Below are 16,724 nucleotides of genomic sequence, written 5' to 3' on the forward strand. Positions count from 1 at the left end.
CGATTGCGAGAATGATGATCGCTGTCAAGACGCTTGGCAAGAAAGCAAGGACGGCACGACCGAGGTCGACCATGAAATCAAGACCAATCAAGTTGAAGGCTTCGACGACGAAGAGAACGACGATGACGATCTCAACGAGTGCACCAACGATGGAAGCTGGTGATGTAGACGCTTGGTTCGCATCCCACGTCCCGATTTTCAAGTGACGTGTTAGGTTATTGAATCCAAGACGTGACAGGAGATCCGTAACGAATTTTTTGATGAAACGTCCGACATAAAGACCGACAAGAATCAGAACGACCCCGATAATGATATTCGGAATCATACCTAGGACATCGTTCAACATGTTAATCGCTGGTCCTGTAATTCCTTTAATATTTAATTGATCAAGTGCTGAAATCGTGATTGGAATCAGAATCAAGATGAAAACGACTGTTCCAAGAATCGACGAAAGTGATTTCGAATCTTTTTGATCATTTGACCCAAGATTGAAGCGAGATGCAAATTTATCCGTTCCAACAGCATGAAGGAAATTCGTCACGATATCGCGGACGATTTTCGCTACGAGGAAGCCAACGAAGAAGATGGCTGCCGCAGCAATCAAGCGTGGAATGAATCCAAGGAATGACGATAACAATTGGCTAAACGGTTGTGAGACACTCTCAATGTTCAACGCACCAAGTACACCTGGTAGGAACAGAAGCAAGACGAGGTAGAAGACGATCTCCCCTGCGATTTTTGGATAAGCTGAAAGATCTGTCTGACCTTGAAGCATCTTGTTCGAACGTACTTTGTCATTCGCCATCAGCTTCGTACCTGCTTTGACGATGATCATGCGGAGAACGACCGCAATGACATATGCCAAGAGGAGAATGAGGGCTGCTTTCAGGATATTTGGGATTGCCGCGAGCAATGTACTCATCGTATCCGCAAGTGGTCCTGCAATGATGTTCAGATTAAGGATATTGAAGACCAAGATCAGGACGAAGACCATGAGAATCCAAAAGACGACAGTCCCGATAATTTTTTCAGGTGTCCACTTTTTCTTCTTTGGTGGCGCCCCTTCTTTTTGAGGTGATAACTTGTTGACGACTCCAGATTTCTCTAACGCTTTTTGAATCCCATTCGCAATCAGCTTAGCAATGAGCCATCCAATTAAAAAGACGATGATCGCTCCAAGCAAGTTGCCGAGTGATCCGAGAATGCCGTTCAGGTTCAACGACGTTCCGTTCCAAATGTTATTCATCTTTTCACACTCCTTCACCTAAAATAAAATTATATGTTTCTGACACTTCTTTAATTTCCCCAGCTAAAGGATTTATTAAACCAGTGTTCGTACCAGAATGTGGAGTTTCTTGTTTTATCTAAAAAAACTGGATGATTACAGTATGTGAGAATACACAGTTATAACAATCATTTCGTAAAAAAAGCAGCGTCGTCTACATGACGACACTGCCCTATATCATACGACTTCTTTTTCAGAGAATTGGCTGTTGTACAGATCTGCATAAAATCCATCTGCCTCGAGTAATTCTTCATGAGTACCTTGCTCGATGACACGCCCTTGATTCATGACGAGAATCAAATCAGCATCTTTGATCGTCGACAGACGGTGAGCAATGACGAAACTCGTCCGTCCTTCCATCAACCGTCGCATTGCTTGCTGGATGAAGACCTCCGTCCGTGTATCGACACTAGAGGTCGCTTCATCAAGGATCATGATCGGAGGATCGGCAAGAACTGCCCGAGCAATCGTCAACAACTGTTTCTGACCTTGCGAGATGTTCGAAGCTTCCTCGTTTAAAACCGTATCATAACCGTCCGGCAATGTCCGGATGAAATGATCAGCATGTGCGGTCTTCGCTGCCGCGATAATCTCTTCTTCGGTTGCTCCACTTTTACCGTAAGCAAGATTGTCTCGGATCGTACCGTTGAAGAGCCACGTATCTTGTAAGACCATACCGAACGTCGTCCGTAAGTCTTCGCGTGACATCTCACGGGTATCGATACCGTCAATCCGAATCGTCCCGCCGTTTAATTCATAAAAGCGCATCAATAGATTGATCATCGTCGTCTTACCGGCACCCGTCGGTCCAACGATCGCGACGGTTTGTCCCGGTGCGACATCAATGTTCATATCCTCGATCAAGAGATCGTTTCCGTAACCGAAATCAACGTGTTCGAATGCAACGGCTCCTTCAGCCTGCGCGAGACGATGCGTCGTCACTTCTTTGATCTCTTCTTCTTCATCCAACAATTCAAAGACACGTTCCGCTGCTGCGACAGTCGATTGGACGATGTTCGCGATGTTCGCTGTCTGTGTGATTGGTTGCGTGAACTGACGTGTATAGGTGATGAACGCTTGGATATCCCCGATCGAGATCGCCCGTTGCGTGACGAGAATCCCGCCGACGATACTGATCAGGACGTAACTGATATTCCCGATGAACATCATCATCGGCATGATGATCCCGGAGATGAACTGCGCTTTGCGCCCTGCTTCATACAACTTCTCGTTGACGGCATCGAACTGCTCGACCGCTTTGCGTTCATGTCCGAACGCCTTGACGACAGAGTGTCCGGTATACATCTCTTCGACGTGTCCGTTCAACTGACCGAGTGTCCGTTGTTGATCGGCAAAGTATTTTTGGGATCGTTTCAAAATCGGACGAATCGCAAAAATCGAGACCGGCAACGAGACAAGTGAAATCAGTGTTAACAATGGACTAATCGTCAGCATCATGATTAAAATCCCGACGATTGTCACGATTGAGGTGATGAATGAAGTCACACTTTGTTGTAACGTACTACCAATCGTATCAATGTCGTTCGTCACGCGGCTGAGCGTCTCCCCGTTCGGACGACCATCATAGTATTTTAATGGCAAGCGTTCGAGTTTATGGTTGACGTCCTCACGTAAATCGTAGACTGTTTTTTGAGCGATGCCCGACATCAAATACTGTTGCAAGTAATTGAACAGACTACTGATGATATACAGTCCAGCGAGCCACAAGAGGATCTGTCCGATTTTCGTGAAATCAATTTCTGCTCCTGGCACACCTTGGAATTTCGCATACGCCCCTTCAAACAATTCCGTGATCGCCGTTCCCATGATTTTCGGACCGGCAATCATGAAGACTGTACTGAGGATCGCTGCTAAAAAGACACCGATCAGTGCCGTCCGACGCGGACGCAAATACCGAAGCAAACGACGGAACGTTGCTTTGAAATCCTTTGGTTTTTCACCAAGCATCATCATATTTCCGCCACCGGGACCACCAGGCGGAGGACCGCCGGCAGGTCGTTTCTTCTCACTCATGCGATTTCCTCCTCTGATAGTTGTGACTTAACGATTTCCTGATAGACGGCGTTGTTCGCAAACAACTCGTCGTGCGTTCCGATTCCGGCGACTTTCCCTTCATCGAGGACGATGATTTGATCGGCATCAATGACGGTACTGACACGCTGAGCAACGATCAAGACCGTCGCTTCGCGTGTTTCTTCCCGTAACGCTTTTCGAAGGGCCGCATCGGTCTTGAAGTCGAGTGCTGAAAAACTGTCATCAAAGACATATAGATCCGGTCGACGAACGAGGGCTCGAGCAATCGACAACCGTTGTTTTTGCCCACCAGAGACGTTCGATCCGCCTTGTTCGATCCGCGCATCGTAACCATCCGGCATCCGTTCGATGAAGTCCGTCGCTTGCGCGATGTGCGCTGCATGCGCGACCTCTTCATCTGTCGCGTTCTCTTTCCCAAAACGAATGTTTTCGGCAATCGTACCTGTGAACAGTAACGCCTTTTGGGGAACGAAGCCGATTTTCGACCGCAGTTCCTCTTGCGGTACGTCCTGGCTATTAACGCCATTGACGCGAATGCTCCCTTCCGTCACATCATAAAAACGGGGAATCAAATTGACGAGCGTTGATTTACCGGAACCGGTCCCACCGATCACAGCCGTTACTTCACCTGGTCGTGCCGTAAAACTAATATCGGATAAAACGGGTGTCTCAGCTCCTGGGTAACGGAACGTGACACGATCAAAGACGAGCGTTCCTTTTTCACGGTCAGCGGTTTGTGTTCCCTCATCTGTCATTGTTGGTGTCATCTCGAGGACTTCATTGATCCGTTTCGCCGAGACGGCTGCCCGCGGAATCATGACGAACATGACCGACGCCATGACGAGAGCGAACATGATTTGCATGACGTACTGGATGAACGCCATTAAGTCCCCAATCTGCATACCACCATTATCGATCCGGATGCCCCCGAACCAAATGACACCGACGACCGTCAAGTTCATCACGAGCATCATCACTGGCATCAAAAACGCCATAATTTTATTGACCTTGATCGAGACTTCTGTCAAATCTGCGTTCGCTTTCGTTAACCGGACTTGCTCATCGCGTTCCCTGTTAAAAGCACGGATGACACGGATCCCGGTCAAGTTCTCACGTAGGACAAGGTTCAGACGGTCGAGTCGTTTTTGAACCTTTCCGAACAACGGAACCCCTTTCCACAAAATCAATAAGATTGAAAGCACAAGGACCGGCATCGCAGCGACGATGACGAGCGATAGTTTTGCGTCTTTTGAGACAGCCATGATCAATCCACCGATGAACATGATTGGTGCACTGACGACCATCCGTAACATCATGATGACGACTTGTTGAACTTGTGTGATATCGTTCGTCGTCCGTGTAATCAATGACGCCGTTCCGACTTGGTCGAACTCTTGCAGGGAAAATCGTTCGACATGATTGAAGACTTGACGACGAATATCCCGTCCGAGCCCCATCGATGCCTTCGATGAATAATAACTGGCAGCAACTGCGGCTAACGCCCCGATACCGGTAATTCCGAGCATGACGGCACCTATCTTCCAAATGTAGGCGGTATCGCCAGTGACGACTCCTTTGTCAATGATGTCCGCCATCAGTGTCGGCAAATAGAGATCAGACATTGATTGTGCGAAAACCAAGACGAGCACCGCGAATACTGCCCATTTATATACCGTCAACCGTTTGAGTAACTTAATCATCCGTGCATCCTCCTTTCATTTCTGGCTGTAAGATACGTCCGATGCCTTCTGCAATCTGAGCATGCGTCGCAAGCATCTGTTCGAACACCTCTTGATCGATCGTCTTTAGGACCTGTTCGAGTTGACGTTGCATCCCCTTCTCTTGTTCTTGAATTTCCGTCACGAATTGTTGTCCCTGATCACTGAGCGATAGGACGACTTCTCGTCGATTTTCAGGATTCGTCTCCCGAATGACCCAACCGGACTGAACGAGACCTTCAATCGACTGACTCAGTGTGCTCTTTGGTAAATGCGTATGTGTCGCAAGTGCTTTTTGCGAGATTGGTCCACGTGGCGCAATCGTCATCAAGCTATGAAATTGCGGTAAACTGAGTCCGTTTTCCTGCGCCGTCTGGTGTGCTGCTCGGACGAGATGTCGTTGTACATTCCAAAACGACTGCATCATCGCCGTTGAACGAACCGTTTCCGTTTGCTCCATCCTGTTTCGCCTCCTTGTTCCATTTCAAATCGTTCCAAAAGGAACAATTAATTATATGAATTAAAATACGCTGATTATTCCTGGTTGTCAACGAAAAGGCGATGTGAAAAATCACATAGTTTTGCTATGCTTTTGTAGAGAAGGAGCGGAAGCCGAGCAACAGTACGGAGCACTGGCTCTTCACATCGAGTTATTGCCATAAAAAACGTCTTTTCTACAGTCAGCGTAGAAAAGACGTTTTTGAATTCATTCGGGTTCGACGTGAACATGAATATCATAAACTCCGTATTCTTCCGTCAGCGTATCCTCAACACGTGTCGCAATATCGTGCGCTTGATGGATGTTCAAGGTGGAGTTGACGAGGATGACGACATCGACGACTTCATTGTTACCGTAGTTACGTCCTTTGATGGACTTGATGCCTTTGACACCTTCAAGGTCGAAGATGACATCTTCGTACATCTTCAGTTTCTTCTCATCAAAGCCATCTGTCAGTTCGTGTGACGCTTCCGTGAAGATATCCCATGCTGTCTTACAGATCAAGAAGCCGACGATGATCGCTGTCACGACATCGAGCCAGGGCATGCCGAACTGTGATCCGACGATTCCGATCGTCGTCCCGACACTGACCCACGCATCGGATAGATTATCTTTCGCTGCCGCCATGACGGCTTTGCTTTCAATCTCCTCGGATAACTTCTTATTGTAACGATAGACGAAGTACATCACGAGAGCTGAACCAATTCCGACGTACGCTGCAAGAACATCAGGCGATTCCTGCTTGCCTTCGAACAACGTCGAGATCGTATCGATCAAGACTTGGAGACCGACTGCCATCATAATGAAGGAAGCTACGAGCGAGGCAATCGTCTCACTTTTCCAGTGTCCGTACTTGTGATCGTCATCTGCCGGACGTTGTGAGATCCGTAAGCCGATTAAGACGGCAATCGACGCGATGATGTCAGTCGCGTTGTTCAAACCATCCGCCCGGAGTGCGGCGGAATCTGCTGTATACCCAATGATTAATTTTAAAGATGATAACAAGATATAGGCTGCAATACTGATCATCGCACCGCGTTCGCCGCGTTTTAGATTATCGTATTTTTGTTGTTCCATTCTCGTCGCCCCACTTTCTCTGCGATCAGCAAACCTCATCGTACCAGTCGGAAATCGAGTGGGTCTAGAGAAATCATTTTGTTTCGAACTAGGTAATTAACAAACACGCAATAATGTTTCCCTATGCCAAACTGAATTCGATTACGTCATGTAGCTATTTCAAAGAAAATCGGTAGCATCCCCTTAAAGATTAACCAACTTTTTTGACTTGTCAGACTCTTTGACGAACATAATTCGTGCAAGTTCTGAAGGGAATCGGTAGACTAAAGGTACAACACCAAGAGGAGGAGTTCTCACAATGGCAGAATTCATTAAGAGTGAAGAAACATTCAAGGAATTGATTTCAAGTGATGCACCGGTCATCATTAAGTTTGAAGCAGACTGGTGCCCGGACTGCAAACGGATGGACTATTTCATGCCGGACGTCGAGTCACAATTCGACCACTTACCAATCCACACGATCGACAAAGATGAGTTCCCTGAAATCGCATCAAACCACGATGTCATGGGGATCCCAAGCTTGCTCGTCTTCAAAAACAATGAAAAACTAGCGCATTTGCACAGTGCAAATGCTAAAACACCAGAAGAAGTTACAGCATTCCTAAAGCAAAACTTCAACTAAGCAAAAATAACCTGACGCTGCGCGTCAGGTTATTTTTATGTACCGATCTGATTTGGAGTGCTACTTCAATCCTTCTCAGCTTTTCTTAAAAAAGATGCGAGTGAACAGATTCGTAATCGTTCCAGCTATAGCTGCTTCGATCAGAGCGACGACCACGATTGCTAATAAATCCTGTATACCTAATGCACCCAAGAAATTAATGAGATTCAGAATGAAAAATAGAATGAAGAAAATTAAATAGTCTCGTTTTCGCATAGTACTCCTCCTACTCAACACATATTTGTCGTCTTTCATCGCTACAACACTACCATACATGATGATTTTCTAAGGATTACATAATTGAAAGGAACATCTAATCTCTACAAAAAAGTAGTCTTTCTCCCGCTCGAGAAAGACCACTTTTTCTTATTTAACGTTCACACGCGATACCGTCTTTATCCCGGTCACTTTTCGTGTTTAAGTTATACGTCGCAAGACTCACGTATGCCTTATATTTTGTTGCTTTGTAGATTGGTTTTCCATTCTTGTCATAACCCGTTCGATTCTTTAGCCCCGCTTTTTTCGCGACGCCACCTTTATAGGTCTTCTGCATTTCCGTACAGTTCTTAAAGGCTTTAGCTTTTGTCGCCGCTTCACTAGCTGCTGGAACATGAAGCAAAGCGAGACTGACGACACCCGCGAGTACGAGCCGACTCCATTTTTTCATAGGGGTTCCTCCTTTTTTCAAAAAACACGATTCGTCTTTTGATTATAAGAGGTCATTTTTAGAAATTGTTTCCTTTTTTCATTTTTACGTCAATGTTTTTTAAAATCTGACAATCAACGAATATAGGTCGAACTGACGAGGTCATCTTTTAAGATCGACGTCGGGATCTTAAACTCGACGATGCCCATATATCCTGGAGCGATGCTGTACTCATCAAACGACAAAACTAATTTGTGATCTGCCGTAATATAGAAGTTTTGCTTCGCTGAAATGTGCTTGAACTGTTCGTCCTCTGGCACATCTGATTTTCCTTCGACGAAGTAGACCTTTCCTTCATCTGCTTTCATTTGGCGACGCATCTCTTCTTTTAGATAATCACTGATCGTCGTGATATATCCGTCATCTTTGAACAAGGACGGTAACGTCAGGACAAGCTGTTGCTTCTTATCAATCGTATCGTACTGGACGCTTTCCGATGCACTTGCCCGTGTCTCCGTGACGATTCGACCAATCGACAACAGGTCGTCCGTATCCGTCTTGATGTCGTATCGGCTATCGATCGCAAATACTCCTTCTTGTCCGTGCGTCTCTTGTTTGAACTTTTCATATAACGCTTGTCCTTCCGCGATATACTTTTCATTCAGCTGTTGCTCGAGCGCTTTGTCCGGTAAAGTCACTTGGGGTGCTTTAATATCAGCCGACTGTTGTGTCTTCGTCTCTTTCCAATCAATCGTCACGATCTCAGTCAGTTGACCGAAGACCGGCACCTTCGCCATCGCGTCTGCAAACGACGCATTACTATTTAATCCGCCAATGAATAACGTGATGGCAGCCGCTGTAATCAACACGGATTGCTTCGTCCGCGAAGGACGAGTTCGACGCTCGACTCGGGCAATCATTTCATCGAGTTCTTTTGGGACCGGTGGTTGTTGGTAAGCCTGTTTCAGATCATCAAGTTTGTTTAACATCTAGATCATCTCCATTCAATTTCATTTTCAGTAAGGTCAACCCTTTATAGAGGCGAGACTTGGTCGTACTTAGATTCAGCTCTAAAATCGTCGCGACGTCTTTTAAGATCAAATCCTCGAAATAGTGTAAGATAACGACTTCCCGGTACATGACCGGTAACTCCTCGAGTGCTTGTCGCAAATCGGCATCCGGATATGTATCTTCTTTCGTCGCGACGAGTTCAATCAATCGATCCGTATCGTAACTGACGCTATGTTGACGCTTCCGGATCGCATCAATCGCTGTTCGTGTCAAAATCTGATAGAACCAGGCTTTCATCCGTTCCTCATCCTCGAGTCGGGCGAGTGATTGTAACGCTTTTTGGATGCTGTCTTGAATGACATCCAGACTATCCTGTTCATTTTTCGTATAACTGTAGGCTAACCAGTAGAGATTCGGTTTGTATTGCTTTAAAAAACGGACGAATGCTTTTTCCCGTTTTCTCATTTGGCGAGAGGTCATAGGCCGCGGCTCCTTTTTTCGATATCGTTCTGTGTATACATCATTAAGACGGGCGAGTCGAGAAAAAAGTTGACGACACAACAAAAAAAGGCGACACAAGGTCACCTTTTTGAATCAATAATTTAAATGCCGTGATGCATCATTCCAGACTTTTACGTGAAGCGTGATCAAGGCGATACCGTACAGAACACTCATGTAGAACGAAAACTCACCAAACAGAACATCCGTCCAGGCATTTAATCCAAACAATGGGATGACGAAGAGGAAATAGAATATGAACTGAACACTCGCAAGCCCATCAAACCAAATCGTCTCAGAAAACGCGCCTTCAAGTAACGAAACACCGTAAATGAATAACGCCGCAACGAGACCAATCCGGATATACCAGACCATAAGTCGAAGCGCTTTATCTTCTTTGATATAGAATAGAGACCCGACTAAACCAATAAGCCAGACAACGGAGGCAATGCTTTGCCATCCGTTAATCATTCCGTCCGGATGGAGCATGGCGGACCATCCGTTAATTCCGATCATGACAAGTAAACCTAAAATAAAGATGAACCGATACGGTAAGTCCCTCTGACGCATGACGTTTCCTCCCCTGAAAACGAATAGATGTCACCTCTACCCTTTACATTCCATATGATGGGTTTTAATCCTTTTTCTTTTACACATTTTTTCACCCTATTTCTATTGATTTTTTATTTAATCCGGGCAAAATGGGCTGACTCAAAAAAAGAATGACTTTTGAGTCAGCCCCTTTTCCTTATACGCTTTGGGGAAGCGTAGCTTTATGTCGCTTGATCACGTTCGCATACCAATGAGCACTGTCTTTCCAAATTCGTTCCTGTGTCTCGAAATCGACATAAAGGATTCCGAAGCGTTTTTCGTAACCGAAGCTCCACTCGAAGTTGTCAAGAAGCGACCATAAGTAGTAGCCATCAATATTCATGCCTTCTTCGTTCAAATCCGAGATTGCTTGCAAGTGTTGCGCAACGTAATCGATTCGATTTTGGTCGGCGACCCGTCCTTCGATCAGATCATCGTCAAATGCGGCTCCGTTTTCTGTAATATAGATCGGTAAATCTGTATATTCCGCCCGCAATCGGCGAATTAAGTCCTTGAATGCGTTCGGTGCAAGGGCCGTATATTGTTTCGTACGGAGTTCTTTTGCGTAGTACATATATTCTTTTCGTGCATCGGTCAAGACGAGCTCCTGCTTGTCGTTGACCCATGGTTGTGGATCATTGCCTTGAACGAACCAACGAATCGATCCTTCATCCGGGAACATTTTATAGCCTTTTTGCTTCATCTTATCGGCGACTTCAAACACCCCATCCATTGAATTCATCATGCCGCCGATTTTTTTCGGGTCGTCTGTTCCGAGTACTTTTTTCGCAATGCTTCGTTTGTAGTAAATGCCTCCTGGCGTCGTTTGCCAAGAGAGCGCACGCACGTTTCATTCTTTATCTTTCCCCATGTCAAATACATACGGAATATAGTCTTTTGCGACGTCATCTGCATTAAACGGCTTTTCGGATAAATTTGCCCAGTAGCCAGCGTCGACCCATTGTTTCAAGAAGGCGATTTCACCCGTGAAGATATCTGGTGCTCCGACGCCACTTTCAAGAGCTGGTTTCAACTTCGTCGGATAGTCGGCCATCGGCACAATCGTCAATTCGACTTTAACGTCATTCTTTTCTTTAAATTTTTTGATTGGTTTTTTTAATTCATCCGTAAACGACCAGATCTTTAAGACCTCTTTGCCACCACTCGTAGTGTCTTCGCCACTTCCCGTACATCCCGCTAAGACAGTTGCTGTCATGGCACCAATCGTGACTGTACTAATGAACGCCTTTTTCATTTCATCCCATCTTTTTTTAATAGTTTTTAAGTAAGCGTTTTCAATTTAATCGTTTAATTCGAAATCGCTTTCGGAACTGCCGTAAAAATAATTTCGGAATCGCTCTCCCTGACAACCAGCGAGAGCGATTCCGAAATTGGCGCACGTCACTCAGGTGCAGGACCTGTCGAATGACGAACGATCAACTCAACGGGGATGACGTCTTGTGTCGTGATCCGCTGTTTATCGACAATTTGTTCGATCAAGACTGAAGCCGCATGCTGACCAATCGTTTCCGTATCTTGCCGGACGGTCGTCAGCTTCGGTGTGATGTACTTCGCCATCTCGATATCATCGTAGCCTACGAGTGAGATATCTGTTGGAATCTGTAAGCCAGCTTCATGAATCGCTTCAATAGCGCCGATTGCCATTTGGTCCCCTGCCGCAAAGACAGCAGTCGGTCGATCCGGTAGCGCCAGCAACTCTTGCATCGCCCGTTTTCCTTCTTCTCCGGAAAACAACCCACCGTTTGCAATATAGCCGTCCAGAATCGGCAGACCGAACTGGGTCATTGCTTGTTTATAACCTTTGATTCTTGCTGCACCAGCATCCGTCGTCGTGTCGCCAGCGATATGCGCAATCCGGCGATGACCTAATTCATATAGATGCTCGACGGCTAGTCGCCCACCCGTAATATTGTCGGAATAGACGACGCTACAATCCGGACTGTACATATCAACGACAACGATCGGAATCGTACTTTGAATCAATTCTTGAACGTGCAGATCCAACTGGTCCGAACAGATGACGACAATGCCATCAACCGCTCGGTGCCGAAAGTGCTCCAAGTAACTCATGTCCCGATTACGTAAATTTCGTGATGCAAAAATCAGATCATAACCTTGTTGCTCCGTTGCTTTCCGGAAGCTTTCAATGATCGCATTAAAGAACGGATGCATCATGCCGACACCATGTGCTTCTGAAAACATGACACCAATCGTCCATGAACGTTTTGTCGAGAGCGATTGAGCATGTGCATTCGGCAAGTATCCCATCTCAGCTGCTGCCTGGACGATCTTCGCTTTCGTCTTTTCACTGACATCTGAATAATTATTTAAGGCTTTCGAGACCGTCGTGATCGAAAAACCGGTCATCTTCGCTAAATCATAAATTGTTCCCATACTACTCACTCCATTTCACCGAAAGCGCTTTCGATAAATTTAGTATACGAAGTCTTTCTGGAAGTTGCAACCTATTTTTTATAAAAATCAGATAAATTGAAACTGTCATCATTTATACTAAATAAATCAGCAACCCACTCTTTTTATACGAACAAATGTTTGGTATACTGAAAGAAACACATTCTTCCTTTTGAAAGGAGCTTTCCCATGCCGATTAATCCGTATCTTGTCTTTAATGGAAATACCCGTGAAGCGTTGACGTTCTACACGGAGGTGTTCCAGGAAGAAATGCCAGAAATCATGGAGTTCGGACCAGGTCCTGGACCGGATGGTCAACCGTATCCACCGGAGCACCAGACACTGATTTTGCATGCGCAGCTCATCGTTCATGGCACACGTCTCATGTTCTCAGACGCGATGCCACAAAACCCTGTGACGTTCGGACAAAACATTACGCTAGCCCTTCACTTAGCCGATGTGGAGCTATTGCACGAAACGTTCGCGCGGCTCGCTGAAGGCGGCAAGATCATCATGCCGATTCAAAAGACGTTTTGGAGTGAAGACTACGGTATTGTCGAAGATGCGTTTGGCGTACAATGGCAGGTTAATCATGAAACGAGTATGGGCTAATAAATAAGTGTAGCGCATCATACATGGAAGGGATGGGTTCCTATTGAATCACCAAGAGCTGTATACGATCTTTCCCCAGCTCGTCTTATATCCGAACTTATTTTATCACAATGCGAACGGAATCCGCTTTGAGCTAGGCGATTCAACATTGCTCAAAAACGTTGGTCTAGATGATCCGAATTATCTAGAGTCCGCCTATCGAAAAGCCCTAACCTTATTCGAAGCCATTCATGCTCCATCTGATCTTATCACATGGATCGTGCAGGTCAGTCCCTACAAAAGAACAAGCGGTTGGAAACCGGTCGTGCATAGTGGATTTGTGAAGTACTTGAAGTCCCCTTCCTTCCGCTATCGCCTGCGGTGCGATCGTACACCGAAATATGATGAGGGAGATCCCTATGCTACATACACATTGTCTTTGACCTGTACGCGGCAAGAGATTCATTATCCAGCTTTAATCCGTGATATTTGCAGTCACGATGTCACGGATCGCCCTTCTTTTATCCATCGTACCTTTTTCTTTAATCCGAGACGAAAGAGTCTGTTTCACATCTATGATGACCGAGGCTGTGACCTGATCGGCGAAACACCTGACGCTATCCGTGATCTCTACGATGATTATAAGCATTGGATATTGAACCATGATAAAAACACTATTGATCAGACATTCTCACTATAAAGAGGCGATTCTTTGATTTAGAATCGCCTCTTTATTAGCTCTCGCTTAAAGAAGTCGAACGCACAGTCGACTGAATCAACTGCTTCACCCAAACTTTTCTTGCTTTTACTGAAAACTCTTCATTTCCAAATACCTCTACTCTAAAGGAAAGCGTTTTTAACAACTGATGTTCCAATGCTTTTCGTTCCCTTAAGATTGCAATCGTCCCTTCCACTCCTAATAACGAGTGATTCACACCATATGCTTGCTCCGTGTAATAGGATACAAATCCGTCCGCCGATTCTGTCGGACGCTCTTTTAGTGCTTTACGGAAGCTTCGTTCTACATCCGGTTGATCAACATAGACGAGAACTGGTTGTAGAGGCGCGATGATCGTCGCTAAGCGTTCAATATATGCTCGCAACGTCTCTTCCGGTAAATCGTATTTGATGAGCCCCATCGTCAACGGATTTTGCAAGAAACAGCACTCAAAAACATATGTTGTATCCGTCGTTAACGCTTGAGCGACGAACGCTTCCCACTTTTTAAAGATCATTGACTGATATAACTCAAATGGTAGTTCATAGATATCTCTTGCTTGCAGAAACGCAAGTACTGCTTCAGGAACATCCTGTTTTGACTGCCACTGACGATACGATATTAGCACGTAGTCATTGAACACCTCAGCAAATCGTAAGACATCGAGTGAAGCGTACTTGCTTTGAAAATCCGTCCATTCATCCATCGTTAAGTAAGCGATACTCTCATAATCCGCAGGATGGTTGAGATCACCTTCGATATGAAGGCGTGTATTGATTTGTTGATTTTGTAGTACACGAGTTAATGCTTCAGCTGTTGTTGTTTTGCCTGAGCCTGGGAGTCCTTCAACTAAAAATAAGCTTGTCACCATTCTTTGTCCTCCTAAAAAAGCATGTTAAAAATTCATATGCTATATACATTACAATTTATAGTATTATTTAATTATGTAAATTACATTATATTACAGGTTAGCCGAATCATTTATCATTACCTTGAGAGGATTTCATACAGTGAAAAATCTTTATTTCGAGAAACGTAAATTTACTTATAGTGACGTAATCAATACGCAGTCGGATTTTATAGACGATTATCCAATCGTTTACCTATTGTACAGTTCAACTAAAGAACAAGCATACGTAGGGCAAACGGTTCAAAAAAATCAAAGATTAAAATCCCATTTAAAAGATTCTCGACGTAAACAACTTGATCAAACAATTTTAATTGGACACGAGCAGTTTAACCAATCGGCCACTTATAACATAGAGTCTAATTTGATCAACTTTCTGATTGCTGACGGTCATTATAAGTTGCAGAACGTCAGTCAAACAGCCTCTCGTTATACTCATAATTATTATCAAAAGTCCTTTTTTAATGAAACGGTCTTCGAAAATATTTGGCAACGATTGCGTGAAGAAAGCATTGCTAAAGGAACACTTGAATACTTACGCAATAAAGATGTTTATAAACTCTCTCCATATCGTGAATTGTCTGAGCAACAACTCGAAGTAAAACAAGAAATACTAGAATACTGCAAAATAAATATTACACAACCAGGACATCATGTATTTATTGTCGAAGGAGATGCCGGGACAGGTAAAAGTGTTTTGCTTAGTTCTTTATTCAATACAATCCAGGACCTGTCGAAAGATACAAGTTCTGCTCTTTATCAAACAGACAATTACTTACTTGTTAATCATAGTGAAATGCTAAAAACGTATAAATCGATTGCAAGAAGCTTACCGAACCTGAAGAAAAAACAATTCCAAAAACCTACACCATTCATAAACACATTAAGTAATCAAAACATGATGGTAGACATTGTACTAATTGATGAAGCACACCTACTCTTAACAAAAGAAGACACGTATAATAACTTCCATCAAAAAAATCAGCTGAACGAAATCATCACACGTAGTAAAGTCACTATTCTAATTTTTGATCCTAAACAAGTGTTAAAAATCAAGAGCCACTGGGGACGTACTACTCTTCAGGAAATCGTCGGTCCCTTCGCAACGAAAACGTTACGATTATCCAATCAATTTCGGATGCGAGCTAGTCAAGAAACATTACATTGGATCAATCGTTTTGTAGAACGAGAAATCTTACCGTTACCATCAGACTCTAACTATGACTTTCAAATCTTCGAAGACCCCGAAGCATTCAAACAAGCAATTTTTCAAAAAGATCAAAAATATGGGCTTTCAAGAATGGTATCAACCTTTGATTATCTTCATAAAAAAGATGGTGCTGACTATTACGTAGACGAGGATGGCATCAACCTTCCCTGGAATCGTAGTTACTCAAATATAACGTGGGCAGAACAACCCGAAACAATAAACGAAGTTGGATCAATTTATACAATTCAAGGATTTGATTTAAATTACGTAGGTGTTGTGCTTGGTCCTTCCATTCAATATGACGAAGAGACTCAGCAGCTAATCATTGATCCTACACAGTATAAGGATAAAGGCGCCTTTGTTTCGCGCCAGGACTTAAGTAAAACAGAAAATGAACAAGCCAAAGAAGATATTATTTTAAATTCATTAAACGTTTTGATGAAGCGAGGCGTAAAAGGACTTTATCTTTATGCTACGAATCTGCAATTGCGAAAACGTCTATTACAGCTAAAGGAGAATGACTCATGAATGAAATTGAATCTTTAATAAAAAAAGTCGATGAGTTTCGGGATGAACGGAACTGGAGACAATATCATAACGCTAAAGATTTAGCGATTTCTTTATCTATCGAAGCGTCTGAGTTATTGGAGGCTTTTCAGTGGAAGACAAGTGAAGAAGCTTGGAAAGAGAACAAAGAGAATATTAAAGAAGAGATTGCTGATGTTCTGATTTACGCGTTGACTTTATGTAGTGAATTGAATATCGATGTAGAAAAAATTGTAATAGATAAAATCCGGAAGAATGGGAGAAAATACAAAATTTAA

At 44.1% G+C, this 16,724-nt stretch carries 17 protein-coding genes and 1 pseudogene; 5 read left to right on the forward strand and 13 right to left on the reverse strand.

All coding sequences use genetic code 11. The features are described from left to right. The 5 genes from B4F99_RS05400 to B4F99_RS05420 form a co-directional block, all read right to left on the reverse strand. Positions 1-1,246, reverse strand: a 1,246-nt coding sequence (locus B4F99_RS05400) for a mechanosensitive ion channel (protein WP_290755862.1), incomplete at its 3' end; no start/stop codon positions are given. 216 nt (positions 1,247-1,462) lie between these two features. Beyond that, entirely contained in the window at positions 1,463-3,319 is a 1,857-nt protein-coding gene (locus tag B4F99_RS05405; RefSeq protein WP_290755864.1) for an ABC transporter ATP-binding protein, read from the reverse strand. Then, positions 3,316-5,040 (reverse strand): ABC transporter ATP-binding protein, encoded by a 1,725-nt coding sequence (locus B4F99_RS05410; protein ID WP_290755866.1) that lies wholly within the window; start codon positions 5,038-5,040, stop codon positions 3,316-3,318. Before B4F99_RS05410 ends, B4F99_RS05405 begins: the two co-directional genes overlap by 4 nt. Beyond that, on the reverse strand, positions 5,033-5,518 hold the full coding sequence (locus tag B4F99_RS05415) for a MarR family winged helix-turn-helix transcriptional regulator (protein ID WP_290755868.1): 486 nt from the start codon (positions 5,516-5,518) through the stop codon (positions 5,033-5,035). Before B4F99_RS05415 ends, B4F99_RS05410 begins: the two co-directional genes overlap by 8 nt. A 246-nt stretch (positions 5,519-5,764) precedes the next feature. Beyond that, positions 5,765-6,634: a cation diffusion facilitator family transporter gene (locus B4F99_RS05420; RefSeq protein WP_053452503.1), complete on the reverse strand. Its 870-nt coding sequence runs from the start codon at positions 6,632-6,634 to the stop codon at positions 5,765-5,767. Between the two features lie 298 nt (positions 6,635-6,932). Here B4F99_RS05420 and B4F99_RS05425 point away from each other — a divergent pair, with 298 nt between their 5' ends. Further along, positions 6,933-7,256, forward strand: coding sequence for a thioredoxin family protein (locus tag B4F99_RS05425; RefSeq protein ID WP_023466923.1), 324 nt, complete (start codon positions 6,933-6,935; stop codon positions 7,254-7,256). A 75-nt stretch (positions 7,257-7,331) separates the two neighbouring features. Here B4F99_RS05425 and B4F99_RS05430 read toward each other — a convergent pair whose 3' ends face one another. From B4F99_RS05430 to B4F99_RS05465, 7 genes and pseudogenes are all read right to left on the reverse strand, one after another. Further along, the gene (locus tag B4F99_RS05430) at positions 7,332-7,511 is read right to left on the reverse strand and encodes a hypothetical protein (RefSeq protein ID WP_214813533.1); all 180 of its coding nucleotides are present in this window, start codon (positions 7,509-7,511) and stop codon (positions 7,332-7,334) included. 154 nt (positions 7,512-7,665) lie between these two features. Further along, positions 7,666-7,962 carry an excalibur calcium-binding domain-containing protein gene (locus B4F99_RS05435; protein WP_290755872.1) on the reverse strand — a complete coding sequence of 99 codons (297 nt, stop codon included), beginning with the start codon at positions 7,960-7,962 and terminating at the stop codon, positions 7,666-7,668. Positions 7,963-8,075: 113 nt separating this feature from the next. Beyond that, positions 8,076-8,930: an RsiV family protein gene (locus B4F99_RS05440; RefSeq protein ID WP_290755874.1), complete on the reverse strand. Its 855-nt coding sequence runs from the start codon at positions 8,928-8,930 to the stop codon at positions 8,076-8,078. Next, on the reverse strand, positions 8,914-9,432 hold the full coding sequence (locus tag B4F99_RS05445) for an RNA polymerase sigma factor (protein WP_290755876.1): 519 nt from the start codon (positions 9,430-9,432) through the stop codon (positions 8,914-8,916). Before B4F99_RS05445 ends, B4F99_RS05440 begins: the two co-directional genes overlap by 17 nt. Positions 9,433-9,546: 114 nt before the next feature. Then, positions 9,547-10,020 (reverse strand): hypothetical protein, encoded by a 474-nt coding sequence (locus B4F99_RS05450; RefSeq protein ID WP_290755878.1) that lies wholly within the window; start codon positions 10,018-10,020, stop codon positions 9,547-9,549. A gap of 178 nt (positions 10,021-10,198) precedes the next feature. After that, a pseudogene (locus tag B4F99_RS15465) lies at positions 10,199-11,296 on the reverse strand (family 1 glycosylhydrolase). Positions 11,297-11,442: 146 nt separating this feature from the next. Beyond that, a complete protein-coding gene (locus B4F99_RS05465) occupies positions 11,443-12,456 on the reverse strand; it encodes a LacI family DNA-binding transcriptional regulator (protein ID WP_290755882.1) in 1,014 nt (337 codons plus the stop codon). A 207-nt stretch (positions 12,457-12,663) separates the two neighbouring features. Here B4F99_RS05465 and B4F99_RS05470 point away from each other — a divergent pair, with 207 nt between their 5' ends. Together B4F99_RS05470 and B4F99_RS05475 are read left to right on the forward strand one after the other, a co-directional pair. Beyond that, entirely contained in the window at positions 12,664-13,086 is a 423-nt protein-coding gene (locus B4F99_RS05470; RefSeq protein ID WP_290755884.1) for a VOC family protein, read from the forward strand. A 43-nt stretch (positions 13,087-13,129) separates the two neighbouring features. Continuing rightward, complete coding sequence (locus tag B4F99_RS05475; RefSeq protein WP_290755886.1) at positions 13,130-13,765, forward strand: DUF3885 domain-containing protein; 636 nt, start codon at positions 13,130-13,132, stop codon at positions 13,763-13,765. 34 nt (positions 13,766-13,799) lie between these two features. Here B4F99_RS05475 and B4F99_RS05480 read toward each other — a convergent pair whose 3' ends face one another. Then, positions 13,800-14,654 carry a hypothetical protein gene (locus B4F99_RS05480; RefSeq protein WP_290755888.1) on the reverse strand — a complete coding sequence of 285 codons (855 nt, stop codon included), beginning with the start codon at positions 14,652-14,654 and terminating at the stop codon, positions 13,800-13,802. 139 nt (positions 14,655-14,793) lie between these two features. Between B4F99_RS05480 and B4F99_RS05485 the strand changes: the two genes are divergently transcribed. Both B4F99_RS05485 and B4F99_RS05490 read left to right on the forward strand, forming a co-directional pair. After that, complete coding sequence (locus B4F99_RS05485; RefSeq protein WP_214856138.1) at positions 14,794-16,428, forward strand: DUF2075 domain-containing protein; 1,635 nt, start codon at positions 14,794-14,796, stop codon at positions 16,426-16,428. Next, entirely contained in the window at positions 16,425-16,724 is a 300-nt protein-coding gene (locus B4F99_RS05490) for a nucleotide pyrophosphohydrolase (RefSeq protein WP_214729892.1), read from the forward strand. The genes B4F99_RS05485 and B4F99_RS05490 overlap by 4 nt, the downstream gene beginning before the upstream one ends.

Source organism: Exiguobacterium sp. UBA3491, from assembly GCF_002377745.1.
GTDB lineage: Bacteria > Bacillota > Bacilli > Exiguobacteriales > Exiguobacteriaceae > Exiguobacterium_A.